General features: G+C 62.8%; 20 protein-coding genes and 1 tRNA gene. 6 read left to right on the forward strand and 15 right to left on the reverse strand.

What is annotated here, in order from left to right; translation table 11 throughout:
• Positions 1–212: 212 nt before the first annotated feature.
• Both C1D09_RS01545 and C1D09_RS01550 read left to right on the forward strand, forming a co-directional pair.
• Positions 213–1,544: a L,D-transpeptidase family protein gene (locus C1D09_RS01545; RefSeq protein WP_143972662.1), complete on the forward strand. Its 1,332-nt coding sequence runs from the start codon at positions 213–215 to the stop codon at positions 1,542–1,544.
• Between the two features lie 8 nt (positions 1,545–1,552).
• Entirely contained in the window at positions 1,553–1,792 is a 240-nt protein-coding gene (locus C1D09_RS01550; RefSeq protein WP_167514447.1) for a sulfurtransferase TusA family protein, read from the forward strand.
• Positions 1,793–1,807: 15 nt separating this feature from the next.
• Here C1D09_RS01550 and C1D09_RS01555 read toward each other — a convergent pair whose 3' ends face one another.
• Both C1D09_RS01555 and C1D09_RS01560 read right to left on the reverse strand, forming a co-directional pair.
• Complete coding sequence (locus C1D09_RS01555; RefSeq protein WP_143972664.1) at positions 1,808–2,932, reverse strand: CobW family GTP-binding protein; 1,125 nt, start codon at positions 2,930–2,932, stop codon at positions 1,808–1,810.
• A gap of 66 nt (positions 2,933–2,998) precedes the next feature.
• The gene (locus C1D09_RS01560) at positions 2,999–4,165 is read right to left on the reverse strand and encodes a D-alanyl-D-alanine carboxypeptidase family protein (protein ID WP_143972665.1); all 1,167 of its coding nucleotides are present in this window, start codon (positions 4,163–4,165) and stop codon (positions 2,999–3,001) included.
• Between the two features lie 253 nt (positions 4,166–4,418).
• On the opposite strand from C1D09_RS01560, the gene C1D09_RS01565 reads away from it, so the two are divergent.
• The 3 genes from C1D09_RS01565 to C1D09_RS01575 all read left to right on the forward strand — a co-directional run bounded on the left by C1D09_RS01565 (position 4,419) and on the right by C1D09_RS01575 (position 6,419).
• Entirely contained in the window at positions 4,419–5,582 is a 1,164-nt protein-coding gene (locus C1D09_RS01565; protein ID WP_143972666.1) for a M20 aminoacylase family protein, read from the forward strand.
• Positions 5,583–5,666: 84 nt separating this feature from the next.
• Positions 5,667–5,743: transfer RNA gene (locus C1D09_RS01570), tRNA-Arg, on the forward strand.
• Positions 5,744–5,825: 82 nt separating this feature from the next.
• The gene (locus tag C1D09_RS01575; RefSeq protein ID WP_143972667.1) at positions 5,826–6,419 is read left to right on the forward strand and encodes a cytochrome b; all 594 of its coding nucleotides are present in this window, start codon (positions 5,826–5,828) and stop codon (positions 6,417–6,419) included.
• A gap of 34 nt (positions 6,420–6,453) precedes the next feature.
• Here the strand turns inward: C1D09_RS01575 and C1D09_RS01580 are convergent, their stop codons facing one another.
• Together C1D09_RS01580 and C1D09_RS01585 are read right to left on the reverse strand one after the other, a co-directional pair.
• Entirely contained in the window at positions 6,454–6,888 is a 435-nt protein-coding gene (locus C1D09_RS01580) for a YqaA family protein (RefSeq protein WP_143972668.1), read from the reverse strand.
• A 4-nt stretch (positions 6,889–6,892) separates the two neighbouring features.
• The gene (locus C1D09_RS01585) at positions 6,893–8,401 is read right to left on the reverse strand and encodes a multicopper oxidase family protein (RefSeq protein ID WP_143972669.1); all 1,509 of its coding nucleotides are present in this window, start codon (positions 8,399–8,401) and stop codon (positions 6,893–6,895) included.
• A gap of 167 nt (positions 8,402–8,568) precedes the next feature.
• On the opposite strand from C1D09_RS01585, the gene C1D09_RS01590 reads away from it, so the two are divergent.
• A complete protein-coding gene (locus C1D09_RS01590) occupies positions 8,569–9,642 on the forward strand; it encodes an ABC transporter ATP-binding protein (RefSeq protein WP_143972670.1) in 1,074 nt (357 codons plus the stop codon).
• A gap of 34 nt (positions 9,643–9,676) precedes the next feature.
• Here the strand turns inward: C1D09_RS01590 and C1D09_RS01595 are convergent, their stop codons facing one another.
• From C1D09_RS01595 to C1D09_RS01645, 11 genes are all read right to left on the reverse strand, one after another.
• Positions 9,677–10,519, reverse strand: coding sequence for a carbohydrate ABC transporter permease (locus tag C1D09_RS01595; RefSeq protein ID WP_143972671.1), 843 nt, complete (start codon positions 10,517–10,519; stop codon positions 9,677–9,679).
• Positions 10,516–11,400, reverse strand: coding sequence for a carbohydrate ABC transporter permease (locus tag C1D09_RS01600; RefSeq protein WP_143972672.1), 885 nt, complete (start codon positions 11,398–11,400; stop codon positions 10,516–10,518). Before C1D09_RS01600 ends, C1D09_RS01595 begins: the two co-directional genes overlap by 4 nt.
• 58 nt (positions 11,401–11,458) lie before the next feature.
• The gene (locus C1D09_RS01605; protein WP_143972673.1) at positions 11,459–12,733 is read right to left on the reverse strand and encodes an extracellular solute-binding protein; all 1,275 of its coding nucleotides are present in this window, start codon (positions 12,731–12,733) and stop codon (positions 11,459–11,461) included.
• Between the two features lie 114 nt (positions 12,734–12,847).
• On the reverse strand, positions 12,848–14,353 hold the full coding sequence (gene arfA / locus C1D09_RS01610; RefSeq protein ID WP_143972674.1) for an arabinosylfuranosidase ArfA: 1,506 nt from the start codon (positions 14,351–14,353) through the stop codon (positions 12,848–12,850).
• A gap of 104 nt (positions 14,354–14,457) precedes the next feature.
• Positions 14,458–15,384, reverse strand: coding sequence for an ArsR/SmtB family transcription factor (locus tag C1D09_RS01615; RefSeq protein ID WP_143972675.1), 927 nt, complete (start codon positions 15,382–15,384; stop codon positions 14,458–14,460).
• Between the two features lie 315 nt (positions 15,385–15,699).
• Positions 15,700–16,200: an aminoacyl-tRNA deacylase gene (locus C1D09_RS01620; RefSeq protein ID WP_143972676.1), complete on the reverse strand. Its 501-nt coding sequence runs from the start codon at positions 16,198–16,200 to the stop codon at positions 15,700–15,702.
• The gene (locus C1D09_RS01625) at positions 16,197–17,624 is read right to left on the reverse strand and encodes a tryptophanase (protein WP_143972677.1); all 1,428 of its coding nucleotides are present in this window, start codon (positions 17,622–17,624) and stop codon (positions 16,197–16,199) included. The genes C1D09_RS01620 and C1D09_RS01625 overlap by 4 nt, the downstream gene beginning before the upstream one ends.
• Positions 17,625–17,721: 97 nt before the next feature.
• Complete coding sequence (locus tag C1D09_RS01630) at positions 17,722–18,549, reverse strand: AraC family transcriptional regulator (RefSeq protein WP_143972678.1); 828 nt, start codon at positions 18,547–18,549, stop codon at positions 17,722–17,724.
• Positions 18,550–18,674: 125 nt separating this feature from the next.
• The gene (locus C1D09_RS01635; protein WP_143972688.1) at positions 18,675–19,028 is read right to left on the reverse strand and encodes a cupin domain-containing protein; all 354 of its coding nucleotides are present in this window, start codon (positions 19,026–19,028) and stop codon (positions 18,675–18,677) included.
• A 136-nt stretch (positions 19,029–19,164) separates the two neighbouring features.
• Positions 19,165–20,058 (reverse strand): sugar phosphate isomerase/epimerase family protein, encoded by an 894-nt coding sequence (locus tag C1D09_RS01640; RefSeq protein WP_143972679.1) that lies wholly within the window; start codon positions 20,056–20,058, stop codon positions 19,165–19,167.
• A gap of 69 nt (positions 20,059–20,127) precedes the next feature.
• Positions 20,128–21,066, reverse strand: a complete 939-nt coding sequence (locus C1D09_RS01645; protein WP_143972680.1) for an ABC transporter substrate-binding protein — start codon at positions 21,064–21,066, stop codon at positions 20,128–20,130.
• Between the last annotated feature and the right edge of the window lie 73 nt (positions 21,067–21,139).

Here is a 21,139-nt window from a genome sequence, read left to right on the forward strand (position 1 = left end):
TTGGCAGCCCGCGCGCGGCAATATGGCGGCAATGTGCGGTTTCGCCACAAAAATGCCGCCGGATTCGGGTCAATGAAATTGCCGTGAGGGCTCGGTCGAAGCTTGCGGTAAGGAATTTTCAAGGTTAACGGGCTTACGGTCCGTCGGTGTTCAGCATATGGGCTCGGCAGTTTCGCAGCCATTGGCCCGAGGAAAAAGACATAGCCGTATCCATGTTTGCCAAGCTCGCCCGCACCGGAGTCCTCGCCGCCTCGATAGCCATCGCCGGCTGCAATGATTCGTCGATGAAGGACTTTGCCCCGGAAGCCAACAAGCCGCTGCCGGACAAGATCCTTGCCGACATGAAGGCCAAGGGCATGGTGCGCACCTCCTCGGTGATGGCGCGCATCTTCAAGGAAGAGGGCAAGCTCGAGATCTGGAAGGCCAAGACCAACGGCCGCTACGACATGGTGGCGAGCTACGACATCTGCAAATGGTCGGGCAAGCTCGGTCCCAAATACACCGAAGGCGACCGCCAGGCACCTGAAGGCTTCTACACCGTCCGCCCGTCGCAGATGAATCCGCGCTCCAACTATCATCTGTCCTTCAACATCGGCTTTCCAAACGCCTATGACCGCGCCAATGGGCGCACCGGCCAAAACCTGATGGTGCATGGCGCCTGCTCGTCCTCGGGTTGCTATTCGATGACCGACGCGCAGATCGAGCAGATCTATGCGTTCGGCCGCGACGCTTTCCAGGGCGGCCAGACCGAGTTCCAGATCCAGGCATTCCCATTCCGCATGACCGCCGCCAACATGGCCCGCTATCGCAACGACCCGAACTACGAGTTCTGGAAGATGCTGAAGGTCGGCTACGATAATTTCGAGGTCACCAAGGTGCCGCCGAAGGTCGATGTCTGCGAGAAGCGCTACGTCTTCAACCAGGTCGCCGCCGATGGCCAGACATTCGATCCGACCGGACCATGCCCGGCAACCACGCAGCCGGATTCGCTGAAGAGCGCCTACAACGCCTATCAGAGCACCTATGACGCGGCCTTCAACAGCGCGCTCAAGGCAAGCGTGCCGCCGCCGAAGCCGACCATCGCCGGCATCAAGGAAGCCAGCATCGTCTCCGACTGGTCGAAGCGCCGGGCGCGCGGCGAGCGCGTGCCGATCGATCCGCCTTCGCTCAACAATGACGGCACGGTGACCGAAACGGCGCGCATGGGCCGCATCGATTCGCCCGCCGGCCGCAAGATGGCGGCACTGGACGCCGAGAAAGCCGCCAAGCAGAAGGCCGCGGAGCAGAGGCTGGCCGCCATAGAGGCCGCCAAGCAAGCCAAGGAGGCCGCAAAGGCACAGGCGCTGGCCGAAAAGGAAGCGGCCAAGGCGCAAGCCGTGGCGGCAAAGGAAGCGGCCAAGGCCGCCAAGGAAGCCCCGGTCGCCACCGCCACCATAGCCGCCCCGACGGAGGCCGCGCCGGAAGCCGAAACGCAGGCAGCGAGCGCCGATGAGAGCCGGGTGACCAAGCTGAAGAACAAGCTGCTCGGCATGTTCGGCGGCTGAGCTTGCTCTTGGCCGGGGATACCGCTGTCTACGACCTGAAAGGGCTGAATTGCCCTTTGCCCGTACTGAAGGCAAAGAAGCGGCTGGCGGGAATGCAGCCGGGCAGCCGGCTCTGGCTCGAGACCACCGACCCGCTCGCTGTCATCGATATTCCCGCCTTTTGCTCAGATGCGGGCCACCAGCTGATTGAAACAGCCGCGATATCAGGCGGCCATCGATTCCTTGTCGAGCGCGGCGAGACCGTCTGAATTCGATGCAAAACGCTATCTTCCGGCGATCGCCAGCGGATTGTTTTCCAGCGCCGCCCGGTCGGGCGTGTCGATCGACGGCCGGTTGGTGAAGGCGGCGAACAGCCTGCGCACATAGTCTTCCGGCATGTCGAGCGTGATCAGCACCAGCCGCGTGCCGCGCTGGCCGTCCGGCCAGGCGGGCAACCTTGCCGGCGGATGCAGGATCTTCTGCACGCCGTGGATGACCAGGGGGCGTGAGGGATCTTCGCTGAGTTGGATCACGCCCTTCATCCGCAGCAGCTTCTCGCCATGCGTCGAACGCAACAGGTCGAGGAACATTTCTATCGCTGAAAACGGCACCGGACCGTCATGGACAAGCGAATAGGAGCGCACGCGGGAATCGTGGCGATGGCCATGCTCATGACTGTGATCATGGTCAAGCCCGTGGCTATGCCCATGGTGATGGTCGTGGGCATGGTCGTGCGCCGCCTCCTCGCCGAGCCAGCGGCGCACGTCGGCGGATTTGGTGGCGGGGTTGTAGAGGCCGCAATCAAACAGTGCCGCCACGCCGGCTGTTGAATTGCCGGCATCAAACAACCCGGCACCCGGATTGATCTGCCGCAGGCGCGTCCGCAGCCGGTCGAGATCGCCGGCATCGGTGACCAGATCGGCCTTGCTCAGCACGATGCGGTCGGCGACGGCGACCTGCCTGACCGCCTCGACATGGGCGTCGAGCGTGGCATTGCCATTGACCGCGTCGACCAGGGTGATGACGCCGTCGAGCCGGAAAGCCTGGACAAGCGCCGGATGCGCCATGATCGACTGCAGCACCGGCGCCGGGTCGGCCAACCCCGTGGTCTCGACGATGACGCGGGCAAGGCGGGCGATACGGCCGGTCTGCAGCCGGTCGACCAGGTCGGCCAGCGTATCGACCAGTTCGCCGCGCACGGTGCAGCACAGGCAGCCGTCGGAAAGCTGGATGATGCCGTCGGAAGCTTGCTCGACCAGCAGATGGTCGATAGCCACCTCGCCATACTCGTTGATGATGACCGCGGTGTCGGCCAGCGCCGGGTCCTTCAGCAGCCGATTGAGCAGTGTCGTCTTGCCGGCGCCGAGGAAGCCGGTCAGCACCGAGACGGGGATCGGGAACCCATTCATCGGGCTCTGTCTCTTTGTTCGAGCATGACCTTTTCCGAAAGCCGGATTTCACTTTTCGGGATCATGCTAGTTCGCGACCTTGGCCGGCTGGTCGCCTTGCGCGGCCGCACCCACGACCTTCGGGCCCGTGCCGGCCGGTACCGGCTTGTCGGGCCGCCAGCTTGGGATCGGCACGTCGGCATATTCCTGGCCGCCCTGGTCGAGCATCGCCTTCGGCGCCGGGCCGGTGGCGCCGCCGAGGCCGACTGCAACCAGCGTCGGCACATGATCGAGCTTTTGCTGATAGGGCGATTTCGGCGCGTCCTTGGCGGCCGCCGCCGGCGGCGCCTCGGACTGCTCCTCCGCCGTCTTCTTCTTGCAGACCTCGTCATGCATATCGTTGGGCGAAACCGTGTCGCCATAGGGCGCCAGCGTGGCGACGGTGGCCGAACCGGCCGTGGGCGTGTCAAACCCCTGGTCGAGCAGTCTTGCCGCGGTCTCGGCACGGCTGACCGCCGACTTCTCGCCCAGCACGACCGCGACCAGCGTGCGGCCATTGCGCGTCGCCGAACCGATCATGTTGAAGCCGGAAGGGCAGACGAAGCCCGTCTTCATGCCATCGGCGCCGGGATAGCGGCCGATCAGGAGATTGTAGTTCGAAATGGCTTTCTTGCCGACCGCAAGACCTTCGATCGAGAACCACGGCGCGTATTGCGGGAACTCGCGGCGGATCGCCATCACCAGGATCGAGAGGTCGCGTGCCGTGGTATACTGGTCGGGCGAGTAGAGGCCGTTCGGATTGACGAAATGGGTGCCGTTCATTCCGAGCCGTGCTGCTTCGGCATTCATCCTTTCGGCGAAGGCGGCCTGCGAGCCGCCGACATTCTCGCCGACAGCCATGGCGATGTCATTGGCCGATTTGACCAGCATCATCTTCAGCGCGTTGTCGAGCCGCATGACCGAGCCCGGCTTGAAACCCATCTTGCTTGGCGGCTCACCGGCGGAGTGCTTGGTCACCTTGATCGGCGAATCGAGCTGGACCTCGCCGGCCGCGATCGCCCGGAAGGTCACATAGGCGGTCATCAGCTTGCTGAGCGAGGCCGGATACCAGCGTTTGAAGGCATCCTGGTGCTGCAGGATCTGGCCGTTCTTCAAATCGAAGACAACCACCGGATTGGCCAGCGCCGGTCCGGCAAGGATCGACAGCATGATTGCGCCAGCCGAGAATAGTTTGAGGAAATGCCTGTGCCGCATGATCTAATCCGAAATCGCCTCTTGCCCTGATTGCCCCTGGCTCCGTAAGATTTCGTTACGCGACCGCCAGCATAATGAGTCCGACCCTCAAAAACGGACCACATCAGTGCGGTGCTATTTACCCTATGTGACGCCAACATGGCAAAGTGCCTGACAATCACAATTCCAAAACCCCGGCACAATTGCAAAACCCCGGGCACAATTGCAAAACACCAGGCTGAAGCCGGCTGCTCCAACAACGAATGGAACCATCATGCCAATCCTGAACCGCGCCGCTGAAATGCAGGATGAAGTCGCCGGCTGGCGCCGGCATCTGCACCAGACGCCGGAGCTGAACTTCGATGTCTTCAAGACGGCGGCTTTCGTCACCGAGAAGCTGAAGGAGTTCGGCTGCGATGATGTGGCCACCGGTCTCGGCAAGACCGGCGTCGTCGGCATCATCCGTGGCCGCCAGGGAGAAGGCGCCACCATCGGCCTGCGCGCCGACATGGATGCGCTGCCGCTCAACGAAATCACCGGCAAGCCCTATGCCTCGACCGTTCCCGGAAAGATGCACGCCTGCGGCCATGACGGCCACACGGCGATGCTTTTGGGTGCAGCCAAATACCTCGCCGAGACGCGCAATTTCGCCGGCTCCGTGGCGGTGATCTTCCAGCCAGCGGAGGAAGGCGGCGGCGGCGGCAACGAGATGGTCAAGGACGGCATGATGGAGCGCTTCGACATCTCCAGGGTGTTCGGCATGCACAACATGCCGGGCCTTCCCGTCGGCCAGTTCGCCATCCGTCCGGGCCCGATCATGGCGGCGACGGCCGAATTCACCATCACCGTGAAAGGCAGGGGCGGTCACGCCGCGATGCCGCACGGCACGATCGATCCGATCGTCATCACCAGCCAGCTGGTCGGCGCGCTGCAGACGATCGCCTCGCGCAGCACCGATCCGGTCGAGGCCGTGGTGGTGTCGGTGACCAAGTTCCATGCCGGCGACGCCTACAACATCATCCCGGAATCGGCCGAGATCGCCGGCACCGTGCGCACCTTGCGCAAGGAGATCGCCAAGAAATCCGAAGAGCGCATCCGCACCATCTGCGACGGCCTGGCGACCGCTTTCGGCGCCAGGATCGAGGTCGACTACCAGGCAAACTACCCCGTGACCTTCAACCATGCCGAAGAGACGGTGTTTGCCAGCGATATCGCGGCAAATGTCGCCGGAGACGCTCATGTCCACCGCGGCATCCAGCCGGTGATGGGGGGCGAGGATTTCTCCTACATGCTGGAGGCCCGCCCCGGTGCCTTCATCTTCATCGGCAATGGTGACACCGCCGGTCTTCACAACCCAGCCTATGATTTCAACGACGAGGCCATCCCGCACGGCATGAGTTACTGGGTGAAGCTGGCGGAAACCGCGCTGGCCGCCTGATGGCCACCGCACAAGACGCCGGCTGATTGCATACGGCCGGCCTCTTGGCGAAACGATCCGAAGCGGCTATGTGTCGGGCCGCGTGGTCCCGTAGCTCAGTAGGATAGAGCGGCAGATTCCTAATCTGTAGGTCACAGGTTCGATTCCTGTCGGGATCACCAGCATTTTCAAGTGCTTGGCGAAGAAGTACCGTACCCTTTGCGAAGCCAGGTCCGTTGAAGAGGACGAGCACATCACGCCCTCATGCACATCGTTGAAAAGTGCCGGGCCGCGAAGGTGAGCGGGAACCCTCGCTTGCATTGGCATTTCGGCATTCGTCTGCTGCATTGGCTGACCGTGGCGGCGCTCGCGGCGCAAATCGCCATTGCCTTCGGGCCGATGCGCGGGCCGGGCATGGCGATGATGAACTGGCTGCCGCTTCACATGTCGATCGGCGTGACGATCCTGGCCATCATAGTCCTCAGGCTTTGCTGGCGCAGCTTCACCCAGGTCCCGGTCAGGCCAACCTCACGGTTCGTACGGTTTGCGACGGCTTTCTTCCACATGTTACTCTACGTCACGATCCTCGCCGTCCTGATAACGGGATGGCTGGGCTACCGGCCAATGCCCTTCATGCCCCCCGCACGGCTTTTTGGAAACTTGCCCGTGCCGCTGGCGCCATCCTTTGGCCCGCTGTCGGCAAGGGCTTTCGCGTTCGTGCATCAGAAGCTGGTCTGGATAATGCTTGGACTTGTCGGCATTCATATCCTGGCTGCCGTGTGGCATTTGGTGCTGTTGGGCGATGGCGTGATGCGAAGCATGGTCTTCGGCCGGGCAAAAACGGCCCCGCGCGGGTGAGAATGCTGCTTGCGGTCGACGACGTGGAGATGCCTCACGCCGTCGCCCACAACCCTCCGGCGACGATCACAGCATAGCGCGCGGCCTTGCCTGTCGCGACAAGAGCGACGAACACGCCGAGGTTCACGCGTGCAGCGCCCGCGGCAAGGGTGAGAGCATCCCCGACAACCGGCAGCCAGGCAAACAACAGCGTCCATTGGCCAAAGCGCCGGAACGTTCGGCATGCCTGCTCATAGCGATCCGCACTGATCGAAAACCATCGCCTTTTGCGCAGCCCGTCAATGCCGCGCCCCAGAACCCAGTTCACCACGGAACCGAGCGTATTGCCGACCGTCGCCAGCAAAAGGAGCAGCCAGGGGTCACCGCGGCCCGAGACGACAAGGCCGGCGAGCACCGCCTCCGACGAAACCGGCAGGATGGTTGCGGCGAGGAAGGCGCTGATGAACACTGCGCCATAGAGCGCCACCACGCGACTATGCCTGCACGTCGACAATGCCCATCATGCCGAGCTGCTCATGCTCGAGGATATGGCAGTGATACATCCTCGGCCCCGGCCGGTCCTGCCGCAGCAGCAACCTTACCGTCTCCCCGCGCGCGACATTGACGGTGTCTTTCCAGGCGCGATAGGCCGGCTTTGATATGTTGCCGCCGCGTTCGTGCTCGATCACCTGGAACTGCGTTCCATGCACATGGAATGGATGATCCATGTCCGCCTCGTTGACGATCTCCCAGAGTTCGACCTGACCGACCTTGGCGACAACGTCGATGCGCTTCATGTCGAAAGCGGCACCGTTGATCAGGAATCCCATCTCCATGCCGGCGGCGTTCATGGCCATGGTTTCGGTGAAGACGAAGCCGCGGCTGGCGGCCGGGGCGCCGAGTTGCGCGATCGGCCGCAGCCTGTCGGGCATTGGCGGAACAGGGTCCGCCTTAGTCTTTGAAACATTGACCGTCAGCAGCGTCAATCCGGCATCGGCTGGTCGCCCGGGACCCATCCAGCCGCGATCATAATCTTGCGTGGTAAGCGCGGCCGCGCCGGGCTTGTCGAAAGAGACGACCAGTTCGAGCCGCTCCGCCGGGCTGAGCAGGATGTCGCCGGCCGCGACCGGCGCCTCCAGCAGACCGCCGTCCGTTCCGATGATTGTCATCGCCGCGCCGTCGAAGGAGAGCCGCAGAAAGCGCGCGTTGGTCGCATTGTAAAGGCGAAAGCGCCGCTTCGTTCCAAAGGGCACCGTCAGTGTGGGATTCTTCTGGCCGTTGACCAGCACATGGTCGCCGACGCGCCCGTTCATCAGGTCCGTCATCGTGTTGTCGGGCAAGGTGCCATCGGCCGCAAGGCGCAGGTCGGTGAACACCAGCACGGTATCGCCATAGGCGGCCGGGATCGGATCGGCCTTCGGCTTGACCACGAACGCACCGGCAAGGCCGCGATAGACCTGCTCGGCGGTCTTGCCGTGCGGATGCGGGTGATACCAATAGGAGCCGGCGCTGCCTTCCGGCAGATCGAAACTGTAGGTGCGGTCGGTGCCGGCGACGACCGGGTCCATCGGGTTGCCGTCCTGATCGGCCGGCACCGGCATGCCGTGCCAGTGGATGGTGCTTGCTTCGTTCGCGATCCGATTGGCGAAGGTGATCTCGATGCGGTCGCCCTCGACCGCCTCGACCAGTGGTCCGGGGCTGGCGCCGTTATAAGCCAGGATCGGCGTGTCCAGTCCCTCCGCAAAACGTGCCGTGGCGGACCCGGCCGTCAGCGTCGCCTTGAACAGGCCCGGCCGGCTGGCTTCGTTCGCCAGCAGGGGCAATTCGCGCAAGACCTCGCCCTCGGGCAGAACGACGGCGCCTTGCGGCACGTTGCCCATGTCGTGGCCCGCGTGACCGCCCATATCCATGCCCGGCATGTCGTCCATCTTCATCTGGGCTGCGGCACGCTCGCCCACCAGAACCGTCGCAAGACCGGCCGCCAGAAAACCTCGTCGATGCATCTTTCGTTTCCTCGACCAGTCGTTGAACACCCAAGGGCGATCCCAAGAGACTGCCGATGCCTGGCCAGGTCAATGCGGCGTTTGGGCCGCGTGACCGGCTCGGTGCCCATAGTTCCTTGACATCGGGTATTTATCCGAAATTATGTAGGAAAGAAGGGATCGCAAGCATGGCCGGAATCGCGCTTTCGGGCGTATCAAAGCACTTTGGCGCGGTCGAGGTGATCCGCGACGTGAGCTTGGACATTCAGCCGGGAGAGCTGGTCGTGTTTCTCGGCCCGTCCGGTTCCGGCAAGACGACGCTGCTGCGGATGATCGCCGGCCTCGAAAGCATCGACGAAGGCACGCTGACGATCGACGGGGTGCGCTCGGAGAACCTTGCGCCGGGCAGGCGCAACGTTGCGATGGTCTTCCAGAACTATGCGCTTTACCCGCATATGACGGTCGCGGAGAACATGGCCTTCGGCCTGAGGAACATTCGGGTCGCGCCGGATGTCATAGGCCAACGGATCGCTGAGGCCGCGCGTATCCTGGAGATCGAGGCGCTGCTTCAGCGGCGGCCGTCGCAGCTCTCCGGCGGACAGCGCCAGCGCGTGGCCATCGGGCGTGCGATCGTCAAGGAACCCAAGGCATTCCTGTTCGACGAGCCGCTCTCCAATCTGGACGCGGCGCTTAGAGCCCGCACGCGCGTCGAGCTTGCCGAACTGCATCAGCGTTTGAAGTCGACGATGATCTACGTCACCCATGATCAGGTGGAAGCGATGACGCTCGCCGACCGTATTGTGATCCTCAACAATTGCCGGATAGAGCAGATGGGAAGCCCCGTCGATGTCTATGCACGTCCTGCGTCGCGATTCGTCGCGACCTTCGTCGGGTCTCCGGCAATGAACATTCTGCCTGTCACGGTTTCGGGCTCGGGCGACAGGCTCAATGCGCGCTTGACCGACGGATCGCTGGTCGAACTTCCCGGCGCGCCGGTCAACATGGATTGGCGCGAACTCGGCGTGCGGCCAGAATCGCTGACTGTCGTCGCCGAGGGCAATGAAACATCCGCCACGGCCACCGTCGTCGAGCGCCTTGGCGAGCGAACGCTGGTCTATGCGCGACTGGCGGACGGGACGCAGGTGACGGCACAAGATCGCGGGCTTTCGAGCGTCAAAGCTGGTGACGCTGTTCGGTTGAAGTTCGACACCGCCGCCCTGCATCTCTTCGCCGCGGACGGATCGGCCTGGCACGCGCGCTGACGGGGCCTGAACCCGCCGAACATGAATTCGGTTCCTAGCCCTTGATACCTGCCGAGAGCGTTATCGCTTCGGTCACGCGGCGCTGGAAGAAGAGGTAGGCCAGTGCCACCGGAAGGCCGGCCAGCACGGCTGCCGACAGCTGGCGCGCGTAGTAGACACCGAAGGCGTCATTGACCTGCGTGATGCCGACGGTGATCGTCATCATCTCGGTGCGGGTCACCGAGAGGAACGGCCACAAAAACGCATTCCACGTCCAGATGAAGCAGACGATCGACAGCGCCGTCGTTACCCCCCAGTTCATCGGCATGTAGATCTTGAAGAGGATTCCGAATTCAGACGCATTGTCCATGACCGCGGCCTCGCGAAAGTCCTTCGGGACCTGGTCGAAGAACTGCTTGTACACGATGATGATGACGGGGTGGATAAGCTGCGGCAACATGATCCCGGCCCAGCTGTTAAGCAGGCCAAGATTGGCGACCAGCACGAAATGATTGATGATCAGCGCCGAAGTCGGCACCATGAAGGAGGCGAGGATCAGCCACCACAGCACGATACGCCCCGGGAACCGCAACTGCGAGATCGCGTAGCCGCACAGCATCGAGATGAAGATGGTGATGATCGTCACGCCGACCGCGACCGCCACCGAATTGACGTACCAGGCGCCGATCTGGGTGGTGGTCAGCGCGCTGATGTAGTTCTCCAGCGTCGGCGTCTCGGGCCAGAGTTCGATGTAAGGCCGGATGACCTCGTCATCCGGTTTGAGCGATGAGATCACGCCCCAATAGAGCGGGAACGCCCATAGGATGGCCCAGACGAGCGTCAGTGCCGTGATAATCCCGCCCCAGAAGTTCCAGCGCTGCGCGGCCATGGCGTTCATCGGCGCCGCCTTTCGGCGAACCGGAGCAGCTGGAACTGTAGGACCGAGACGACGACCACAAGCACGAAGAGGGTGACGGCGACAGCCGCCGCCCTGCCTCCCTGGTTCTGCTGGAAGGCCTTCTGAAAGACGTAGTAGACGAGCACCATATTGTCGTTCGGCCGGCCGCCGATCGAGAACAGATAGACCTGGTCGAAGATCTTGAGCTGCAGGATGAGCTGGATGGTGAACACCAGCGATGTGATCGGCCACAGCAGCGGCCAGGTGATGCGCCGGAAGGTCGTCCATCGCGTCGAATTGTCGAGTGCGGCGGCTTCGTAGATCTCCACTGGTATGGACCGCAATCCGGCGAGGAAGAGGAGGATCGAGAAGCCCGCGGTCCACCAGATCGTCACTCCGGCCACTGCCGGCAGGAACCAGACGCGCGATTTGAAGACCGGCACGCGCGGGATTCCCAGCCAGTCCAGAACATGCATCGCGATCCCGAACTGGAAATTCAGCGTCCAGTCCCAGATCAGATAGACGACGGACACCGGCAGTATGTAGGGCAGGAAGAACAGCGCCAGCACGATCGCCTGGAAGCGGCCCTTGAGCCGCGACACGCCAAGCGCGATCAACAGGGCGATGAGTGTGCCTGGGACGACCGTCATCAGCACGAAGTAAGCGGTGTTCCAGAGCGCGCGCCGGAACATCGGGTCGTTGTCGAGCCGCAGGTAGTTGTCGAGGCCAACCCACCGACCCGCGCCGATCAGCGGCGCATCTGTGAAGGAGATGCGGAACATCTGGACGGTCGGATAGACGAACGCCAGCAGGTAGATCGCCAGGAAGGGAGCGACCAGCACCAGTGCGACAAGACGTTCCGTGCGGGAGTTGCGAAGCATGGCTCTTCCTCGAATGCGGCTGGGGCCACCCTGGGCAGGGCCGCCCCAGCCCTTGAGCCTACATGCTGTTCAACTCTTCCTTGATGGATTTCACCGCCTCGCCCGGGTCCATCTCGCCGTTGAGGGTCGGCACGAAATAGTTGGACATGATGTCGAAGATCGGCCCGGCGACACCAGCCTTGGTCGACTTCGGATCGAAGATCATGTTGGCCGTCAGCGTCGAGTAGGTCGCATTGGGCTCCATTGCCTTGTATTCGGCCGTTTCGGTGACTGGCTTGTATGCCGGGATGTGGCCTGCCGTGGCCCAGAACAGCGAATGCTTGTCCATCCAGGAGATCACCTCGAGCACGGCGGCACGCTTTTCCGGGCTGATTTCCTTGCCCTTGTTCTTCGGGATCGCGAACGAGTGGCTGTCCGCATAGGTGCATGGCTTGTCGAAGATGACCGGAATCTCGACGGCGCCCCAGTCGAACAGCTTGCCTTGCTTGGCGAGGTCGGTCATCGTGGGAACTTCCCAGACGCCGTTGATCATCATTGCGGCCTTGCCCGAGGTGAACAGGGCGACGGTCGCGGGATAGTCCGTATAGGTCGACTGCAGCCCGGCCTTCGTCCACCCCTGCAGAACCGCCAAGGCGTTCGCCAGCTTCTTGCCGTTGTCGCCGGCGAGGAACTCGTTGCCCGTCAGAAGCTCGCCGCCTTGCTGGCACACCAGCGAATAGATGGTGCGGTACATGAAGTTGCCGTCGGCGGTGACGCTGCCCAGCGGGAACTCGACGCCGGCATCCTTCAACTTCTGCAGTGTCGCGGTGAATTCCTCCTTGTTCTTCATGCCCACGGGACGGCCGTCGTCGCCGAGCACGCCTGCCTTCTTCAGCAGGACGCGATTGTAGTAGAGGACGATCGGATGGGTATCGAGCGGCACTGCGTATTGCTTGCCGTCGACCGTCACGGCGCCCATCGTCGTCTGGGCGAAATCCGAGGCCGAGAGGCCCATCTTGCTCATGTCCTCGGCGGTGATTTCTTCGAGAATGTCCTGGCTCACCGCCAGGGGGATGCGGCTGGCATGATAGGTCATGACATCCGGCGCCTCACCGACCGCTGCCGAGGTCTGGACCTTCGCGTAGAAGGGCGTGCCCCACTCCAGTGTCGTGGCGTCGATCTTGATCTTGCCGGCGTGAGCGGTGTTGAAGTCGGAGATCATCTGCTTCATGCGCACGCCGTCGCCGCCGCCGAGGAAATCCCACCACGTGACGGTTTCTTCGGCCTGGGCCGCAACGGCCCAAATTCCTCCTGCCGCGACCACCGCTATGGCCATCATCCTGCGAAAGTTCATCTCAGCTTCCTCCCGAGTACGGCGGTTAGATCCGCCTTGAACGTTTCAATGCTACACCAAACCGATCCGCCTGCAACGGATTTTACGATATATATCTGATAGTCGGATATTGACTTAGAGCGTCACGCGCACCATCGAGTAGGAGTGCGGCGGCAAGGTCAGCGTCATTCCCTTGCCGCTGAGCGCTGCCCCGTTGCCTTTGACCGGTGATACGTTGTCCGGCGCGTCCTTCGTGTTGCAGGCCTCGAGATCGTCATGACGGATGATCGTGTGCTCGATGGACTTGGCGGCGAACCGCTCGAGGGCGACGTCGGCCTCTATCGTCTCGGAGCCATGCCGGTTGATTGCGAAGAAGGTCAGCGTGCCGGCATTCGAATCGTGCACGCCTGCAATGTCGAGCCACGGCACCTTGTCGGCTGCGGCCGCGTCATAGGTAGGCACCTCGACAGCGAGCTGCAGCGCGGTGCCGCGGCCGTGCCTGGAGGCCAGCATGAAAGGCCAGTAGATCGTCTGCCGCCAGGCGCTGCCGCCGGGATCGGTCATGATCGGCGCGATAACGTTGACCAGCTGCGCGATGCAGGCGATGCGAACGACATCCGACCGGCGGATGAAGGTATTGATGATGCAGCCGACCTGCAGCACGTCCTCGAAATTGTAGATGTCCTCCAAAAGCCTGGGGGCTTCCGGCCAGTCCCAGCTGCGCATGCGCGCGGCGTCCTGCTTGCGCTGATGATACCAGACGTTCCACTCGTCGAAGGAGATCTTAACGTCCCGCTTCGAGCGGGTCTTGGCCTTCACATAGTCGATGATGCCTGCGACCGTGCCAATGTAGCGGTCGAGCTTGGCCGGAAGAGCGAGATATTCGGCCGTATTCTTCTCGTAGTTTTCGAAATACATGTGGAGAGAGATGTAGTCGACCTGCTCGTAGGTCGCCTCCAGCACGGTCGCTTCCCACTGCGGATAGGTCGGCATATTGGAATGCGACGAGCCGCAGACGACCAGTTCCACGGTCGGATCGAGCCCGCGCAGCGCCTTGGCGGTCTCGTTGGCGAGATGACCGTATTCGCTGGCCGACTTGTGGCCGACCTGCCAGGGCCCGTCCATTTCATTGCCGAGACACCAGAGACGGCAGTTCCAGGGTTGCGTGCGTCCGTTCTTGGCCCTGAGGTCGGACCAGTAGCTGCCGCCCGGGTGGTTGACGTATTCCACGAAGGCCCGCGCCTCGTCGAGGCCGCGGGAACCGAGATTGACGGCAAGCATCATCTCGGTGCCGGCTTTTTCGGCCCAGTCGGCGAATTCGTGGATGCCAACCAGGTTCGGCTCCGTGGTGCGCCATGCAAGATCGAGCCGACGCGGGCGGTTCTCTTTTGGGCCTATGCCGTCTTCCCAATTGTAGGCGGATACGAAATTGCCACCTGGGTAGCGGCAAATCGGGGTGTCGAGCGCGCGCACCAGCTCGATCACGTCCTTGCGCATCCCCTCCGCGTCCGCTTGCGGATGTCCGGGCTCGTAGATGCCCGTGTAGACCGCCCTGCCAAGATGCTCGAGAAACGAGCCGTAAAGGCGTTTGTCGATGTCCGCGACGGCATAGGCCGCGTTCGCCGTGACTCTGGCCTTCATGATCCCTCCCACTGCGGATTATCAATCCGACTTTCCGATTTATATCCGGGTCGTGGATCAATTAAGGGCGGAGTTCATCCGCCCGTCAAGGGCCTAGTATGCCCTCAAGCCTTCAGCAGGCGCAGAACGATGTCGTTGCTGTAATTGCCGAAGCCGCTGCCGAAGATGTTTATGCCGCCGGGGTGACGCGCATCTTCCTTCACGCCGATTCGTATCCGGATCGAGCGGTGCCGCTCGAGCTCCAGATCAGCCAGCGAGCATTTGGAAACCTTGTCGTTGTTACGATACGTGCCGTTGTTGGTGACGCGCCAGTGTGCGAGGTCGCCATACTGCGATCCGGCCAGCTTCCACCAGCCGGGCGTATGCTTGCCGCGCTTGTCGCCATAGTCGGCCGGCGCCGTCCAGGTATCTATCTCGTGTCCGTTGATCGCGACCGTGATGTCCGACGGCCAATCCTTCGATGTGCCCGGCACCTCGGACGAAAGCTCCATCGCCAGTTCCAGCCCGCCGACCTTGGCATTGGCAAGCGTCGCATTGTTGGGAAACTGGTATTCGACGAAGCCGCGCGTGAACCACAGCAGCCCGGCCCGCATGCGGTCGGGATCGAGGAAGGTGTCGGGCACATCGAGAAGTCCGATGACGCCCTCCTTTGAACACAGGCCGCAGGGAGCGGAGACTTCGCATCTGGTGTAGAGCCCAAGCGGCATCGCAACTTCTATGACGCCCTGATCCTGCGCCGGAGTGCGATCCTTGAAGACGACGACCAGTTCCGAGAAGGTCGAGTAGCAGACCTTCTGGCTTCCCTTGCGCGCCTTCTGTGATTTCGTCTCGATCAAACCGACATCGACAAGAACCTGGATGTTCGCGGAAATTGTCGATTGCGGAAGACCGAGTTCCTCGGCCACTTGATTGACGTTTTTCGGACCCTTGCGGTGCAGCAGGTCGAGAATCCGGATCCGGACCTCGCTCGCGAGGCTCTTCAGCAAATCGAGCCGCTCAAGCGGATCGACAACCATGATTTCATTCGACATATGGCCCCGCACTGGTCACACGGGTTATGTATCAGCGGATCAGATACAAATAAAGCCGGGGCGTTGCGAATTGAACAGCTGGTCCGGGCCGTTCAAGTGCCCAATGTCATTGGAGGAATAACGTACCCGGGCACTCGGCAAAGGGATATCCGCCGTCGGTCGACGGATTGCGTCTGTGGCCGGATCAATATCCGAGCAAATTGATCACCGCACGGACCACGCCAAGAACGCCCAACCCAACCAGGGCGATTGCCGCAACCCTGGTCGTCATCTGCCCACTGGAGACCTTGACGTCCGGCCACCGCATGTCCGCTCTCAGCCCACTGAAGGGTCGGATTGGTTTGCGGCAGTCGCCGGCTTCGAAAGGTCCGCCACCAAGGCCTGGGCGATCCGCATCAGTTCGGAAAGCGCGATTACCAGGGTCGCCGTGTTGCGGCCTGTGCCACAGACGACCTCCGCCAGCTCAAGCACGTTGCGGTCGATGAACACGCGCGCGCCATTGATCGGCAGCGGAACGACGCCGCCGATCTCCATGTCGAGCTGGCCCAGGACATAACCCTCCTCGGCCATGCGCAGATCCGCCCGCCGCTCCCCGATCGCACCGGCGATCTTCTTGTAATCGGCGCGCTCCGCCGCCCGCAGGGCGACGATCGCAAGGCTGTCGTCGGCACAGCGAAACACCAGGCTCTTGACCATGTTTCGGGGATCGTGCGGCAGGATCTCCTTTGCATCCTCGAACGAGATCAGGGGCCGATGCGCCACCACCGAGAACACCGCGCCCCGTTCTTCGAGATAACGTTTGACCAGAGGGCTCATGCGTCGGCCAGTTCCTTCCTCGGCGCCGCCGGCGCCTGCTCTGCCCAGCGGAAGCGCGCCGTGAAATGCCGCAGGACCGGCGGTTCATACTCGAAGTCGAGCCCCCGGATGCTCTTCGCCCGCGCCGCGACGGCGATCAGCGCGTCGGCGATATAGTCCATATGATCGTTGGTGTAGACGCGGCGCGGGATGGTGAGCCGCAGCAATTCGAGAGGCGAGACTTCCTGCTCGCCGGTTTGCGGGTCGCGCCCCAGCATCAGCGAGCCGATCTCCACCGCGCGCACGCCGGACTCGAGATAGAGTTCGCAAGCGAGCGCGTGTGCCGGGAAATGCTCGGGCCGGACATGCGGCAGGACGGCCGCGCCATCCACGAACACCGCATGGCCACCGGTCGGATATTGGATCGGCACGCCGGCGTTTCGCAGCCTGTCGCCGAGATAGGCGACCTGGCCGATGCGATAGGCGAGATAGTCGTCTTCGACCGCCTCTTCGAGCCCGATCGCGACCGCCTCCATGTCACGCCCGGCCAACCCGCCATAGGTGATGAAGCCTTCCATGGGAACGCAGCGGGTCTGGACGGCGCGAAACAGATCCTCATCCCCGCGAAAGGCGCAGAACCCGCCGATGTTCACCAGTCCATCCTTCTTCGCCGACAAGGTCAGCATGTCGCCATAGCACATCATCTCCCGTACGATGTCGCGGATCGAACGTTCGGCATAGCCGGTTTCCCGCTGCTTGATGAACCAGGCATTTTCGGCAAAGCGCGTGGCGTCGATGATCATCGGAATGCCCATTTCCCGCGCATATCCCGAAACGGTGCGCAGATTGGCCATCGACATCGGTTGGCCACCGGCGCTGTTGCAGGTGATGGTCGCGATGATGCCGGCCACGTTCTGGCGACCATGGATCTCGATCGCATGAAGCAGTTCCGCCAGGTCGAAATTCCCCTTCCAGTCGTCGTAGCGACCCGTGTCCTTGGCGGCTTCCGTCAGCACGTTGATGGCCTTGGCGCCGGCGATCTCGACATGCGCCTTCGTCGTGTCGAAATGGTAGTTCGACAGGAAGACCGGCGTTGCCGAACCGCGCCGCTTGACCATCTCCGGAAACAGTATCTGTTCCGCGCCGCGCCCCTGATGGGTCGGAATCGTATAGGGATAGCCGAACAGCCGTTCGACGGTTTCGGCCAGCCGGTAGTAGTTGCGGCTGCCGGCATAGGCTTCATCGCCGAGCATCAGGCCTGCCCATTGGCGGTCGCTCATCGCGCCGGTGCCGCTGTCGGTCAGGAGATCGATATAGACATCCTCGCTGCGCAGCAGGAACGGGTTCAACCCGGCCTCCCGCAGTGCGGCTTCACGGTACGGCCGTTCGGTCATGCGGATCGGCTCGACCATCTTGATCCTGAATGGCTCAGGCATACGTTTCATGAGGACATGCTCCTTCATTGCGGCGTCTTGCGGCGCCGGCTGGTTGAATTGTTGAAACCTTTGGGAAACGAGGGCCAGGCCCCCCGTCGAAAAACCGCTACATGGCGAAAGCGGCCTGATAGGCGCCTGGGGTGACGCCGATGCGTGCCTTGAAGGTGCGGATGAGATGGGCCTGGTCGGCGAAGCCGGACGCAGCCGCGACATCCACCGGGTCATGGCCGCGCCGCAACATCGCCTTGGCGGCGTCCACGCGCCGGTTGATCAGATAGGCATGTGGCGTGAATCCGGTGTCGCGGTGGAAGGCTTCGATAAGTCGCTGGCGCGGCAGCCTGGCCTCCTTGACCAGTTCGGCAAGGGTCAGTTTCTCGTCGAACCGCTCGCTCATCACCGCCGCTGCCCGAGCGACCGGCCCCTGTTCGACGCCGGCCGGCTTCAGCGCGATCCGCGCGTGCCTGGACAGGCAGTGACGATAGCTGCGCAGCATCAGCTCTTCGGCTTCCAGCGGGCACTGATTGTCTTCCCAGGCGCGGTGCGCCTCGAAGAAGAGGGCACAACCCCGCAGATCCCTGACCACGGGGTCCGGAAAGGACGGCGTGCCGTGGATACCGCTTCCGGTCAATTCCGAAGCGATGTCCACGATGAGGTCGGCCTCGGGGTAGCTCACCCGGTAGCTGTAGCCGTCCGTGCTGGGAATGCCGTCATGCACGTCATGCGGGTTGTAGAGGGTCAGGTCGCCGGCGGTGGCAAAACGCTGGACACCGCGAATGAAGACGCTGGCCTTGCCGCTCGACAGCGCCCCGATCACATAGGTGTCATGGGCATGCGGGGCGTAGTGATGCTGACTGAACGAGGCCGTCAGGCATTCGACGCCGGTGGAGGGCGCCGTGAAATACCGGGCATGTTCTTTTGCGTTTCGAGCGCTCACCGCTTCGCTTCCCTGAACGAGTTCCTCAGGTTGAATTAGCACAGCTGAAGGCGGCCGGATTGAAGAAAAGTATTGCAGGTCGGCTCATTGCCGACCTGCTTGCGTCTGCGGTCGAGGCGGCGGGTTCAGGCCACGCGGACGACGAAATGCTTGGTCACCGGCTCGACGATCTTCCAGGTGCCCTTGAAGTCGGCTTCCACCACGAAAGCATCGCCGGGGCCGACTTCGACAGGCGTGCCGCCGTCGGGGGTGATGATGATGCGGCCGGCGATCATGTGCACGAACTCATAGTCGGTGTAGCTCGCGTGATAGGTGCCGGGCGATGCCCGCCAGGTTCCCGACATCACCTTGCCGTCTTCCGTCGTGTGCTGGACAGCGGTTTGCATGGTCGGGTGGCCCTCGACCACGATCCAGCCTGGCAGATCGCCGGCTTCCGCGTGCTCGACGGGGCCGAATTTTAGGATCGTCTTGTTGGTCATGCCGGGTTCCTTCTGCTTCATGTGTCGCGGAGCTCGGATAGCCGATGCATGGCACGGGAGCAATGCATGCGCGATGACGACGAGCGGGCGTATACGCGCCTGGGCGTCAGGGGAAATCCCGCCGCCGGCGGCGGCCCTACGGCTTGTGACGGGCCGAGACCAGTTCCGCCTTGCGCCGCGCCGTCTCCAGCCCGAGGCCGATGAAGGCGCGCGCGTGCCTGGCGAGCGCCATATTGTCGGTCCAAAGATTGCGCCAGATCGCGGTCTTCTTCGACAGGTTCTCGTCGACGATCTCCGACGAGAAGGATTCGAAGCTGAGATCGTCGGCATAGCCGATGGCGGTCAGCGCATCGAATATCGCTGCAAAATCGATATTGCCGGTGCCGAGGAAGCCGCGATGGCTTTCGCCGATATGGACATAGCCGATCTTGCCCGCGGCGTGGCGGATGGCCAGCCCGACATCGGCCTCCTCGATGTTCATGTGGAACGTATCGAGATGCAGGAAGATGTTGTCAGAACCTGTGTCTTCGATGAAGGCCAGCCCTTGTGAAGCGGTGTTGAGCAGGTTGCTCTCGAAGCGGTTGACGATTTCGAGATTGAGCGTGACGCCGGCCGCCTTCGCCGTCTCGGCGACTTGCGCCAGTGTTGCGGCGCTGCGGTTCCATTGATCGCGGGTCGGCGCTTCGACCTGCAGGCCATGGCTGGCCGACAGGATGCCGGCGACCTTGCTGCCGCCAAGATCGCGCGTCAGCGCGATGGTCTGGTTGAGGATGTCGACGCCGCGCGCGGCGACCGCCTTGTCGGCGCTCGATATGTCGCCGTCACCAGGCAATCCGATGCTGATCGCCACGCCGAGGCCGAGATCGGCGATGCGTTTGGCAAGCCCGCCAATGTCGACATCGGCCGGGTCCAGATAGGAGAATTCGATCAGGTCGAAGCCAGCCTCCCTGGTGTTGGCCAGCGTGCGTTCAAGCGCGCTCTGTGCCGAGCTCGCCGACCAGACAAAAGAATGGATTCCGATGCGCGCCATGATCGTCTCCGGTTTGCGGCGATGAGGAAAGGCGCGGCCGGATCAACCCGGCCGCGCTTGTTGGAGTGATCAGCGGGCCGCGGTCCAGCCCTTGTAGTCCTTCAGGTTCTCGGCGGTGATCAGCTTGGGATCGAGCAGCACGGTGGCCTCGGTCGGCTTCTTGCCGGCGAGCAGCTCGGCCGCCATCGTCAGCGACTGGCCGGCCATCACATAGGGATCCTGCGAGGCCGAGGCCTTGATCATCGAGGTGCCGGAGGACAGCTCCTTCTCGATATCGGGCGCGCCGTCGACCGCGGTGAAGATGAACTCCGAGCGGTTGAGCTGCTTGGCGGCGAGCTGGGCGCCGATCGCCGTCGGATCGTTGATGGCGAACACCGCGTCGATCTTGTCGAAGCGGGTGAGCAGCGACTGGAACACTTTCAGGCCGCCGTCGCGCGAGCCTTCGGCGTTCTGGTCGTCCGACAGGATCTTGATGTCGGGATGCTGCGAAAGCACGTTCTTGCAGCCCTTGACCCGCTCCAGGATCGACGACGATGCCGGGCCGTTGAGGATGACGTAGTCGCCCTTGCCCCCGGTATGGTCGACCAGGTACTGGCAGGCCTCCTCGCCGGCCTTGACGTTGTTGGTCATCACCGTGACGTCGGCGCCCGGCGCCGAGACGTCGAAGGCGGCGACGATGATGCCGGCCGCCTGTGCCTTCTTCACCGCCGGCGCGATCGCCTTGGCGTCGACCGCGTTGAGCATGATCACATCGACGCCGGCGGCGATGAAGGAATCGACCTGCGAAACCTGCTTGTTGAGGTCGTAGTCGGCGGAAACCGACGTCACCTCGACCTTCGGATTGATCTTCTTGGCCGCGTCCTCGATGCCCTTGATGGTGGCGACGAAGAAGGGGTTGCCGAGCAGGCCGACCGAGATGCCGACCTTGTTGAGGTCCTTGGCCGATGCCGGGGCGATGGCGACGGCCGCGAACGCGGTGCCGCAAAGCAGTTTGGCGATGGTCTTCATTACGCTTACTTCCTCCTGATGCACCGCGCCTCTCGCGGTGCGTTACACAAGCCGGTCTTTGATCCCGGCGACC

It is taken from the genome of Mesorhizobium intechi (genome assembly GCF_002879535.1).
In the GTDB taxonomy this organism is placed as follows: Bacteria; Pseudomonadota; Alphaproteobacteria; order Rhizobiales; family Rhizobiaceae; genus Mesorhizobium; species Mesorhizobium intechi.

Excerpts from the sequence above, each read along its gene's own strand:
- C1D09_RS01600 (WP_143972672.1), bottom strand. The coding sequence starts at position 11,400 with ATGCTTCGCAACTCCCGCACGGAACGTCTTGTCGCACTGGTGCTGGTC.
- C1D09_RS01625 (WP_143972677.1), bottom strand. The coding sequence starts at position 17,624 with ATGAAACGTATGCCTGAGCCATTCAGGATCAAGATGGTCGAGCCGATC.
- C1D09_RS01595 (WP_143972671.1), bottom strand. The coding sequence starts at position 10,519 with ATGAACGCCATGGCCGCGCAGCGCTGGAACTTCTGGGGCGGGATTATC.
- C1D09_RS01615 (WP_143972675.1), bottom strand. The coding sequence starts at position 15,384 with ATGTCGAATGAAATCATGGTTGTCGATCCGCTTGAGCGGCTCGATTTG.
- C1D09_RS01605 (WP_143972673.1), bottom strand. The coding sequence starts at position 12,733 with ATGAACTTTCGCAGGATGATGGCCATAGCGGTGGTCGCGGCAGGAGGA.
- C1D09_RS01635 (WP_143972688.1), bottom strand. The coding sequence starts at position 19,028 with ATGACCAACAAGACGATCCTAAAATTCGGCCCCGTCGAGCACGCGGAA.
- C1D09_RS01545 (WP_143972662.1), top strand. The coding sequence starts at position 213 with ATGTTTGCCAAGCTCGCCCGCACCGGAGTCCTCGCCGCCTCGATAGCC.
- C1D09_RS01585 (WP_143972669.1), bottom strand. The coding sequence starts at position 8,401 with ATGCATCGACGAGGTTTTCTGGCGGCCGGTCTTGCGACGGTTCTGGTG.
- C1D09_RS01640 (WP_143972679.1), bottom strand. The coding sequence starts at position 20,058 with ATGGCGCGCATCGGAATCCATTCTTTTGTCTGGTCGGCGAGCTCGGCA.
- C1D09_RS01560 (WP_143972665.1), bottom strand. The coding sequence starts at position 4,165 with ATGCGGCACAGGCATTTCCTCAAACTATTCTCGGCTGGCGCAATCATG.
- C1D09_RS01555 (WP_143972664.1), bottom strand. The coding sequence starts at position 2,932 with ATGAATGGGTTCCCGATCCCCGTCTCGGTGCTGACCGGCTTCCTCGGC.
- C1D09_RS01620 (WP_143972676.1), bottom strand. The coding sequence starts at position 16,200 with ATGAGCCCTCTGGTCAAACGTTATCTCGAAGAACGGGGCGCGGTGTTC.
- C1D09_RS01645 (WP_143972680.1), bottom strand. The coding sequence starts at position 21,066 with ATGAAGACCATCGCCAAACTGCTTTGCGGCACCGCGTTCGCGGCCGTC.
- C1D09_RS01575 (WP_143972667.1), top strand. The coding sequence starts at position 5,826 with ATGCACATCGTTGAAAAGTGCCGGGCCGCGAAGGTGAGCGGGAACCCT.
- C1D09_RS01565 (WP_143972666.1), top strand. The coding sequence starts at position 4,419 with ATGCCAATCCTGAACCGCGCCGCTGAAATGCAGGATGAAGTCGCCGGC.
- arfA (WP_143972674.1), bottom strand. The coding sequence starts at position 14,353 with ATGAAGGCCAGAGTCACGGCGAACGCGGCCTATGCCGTCGCGGACATC.
- C1D09_RS01590 (WP_143972670.1), top strand. The coding sequence starts at position 8,569 with ATGGCCGGAATCGCGCTTTCGGGCGTATCAAAGCACTTTGGCGCGGTC.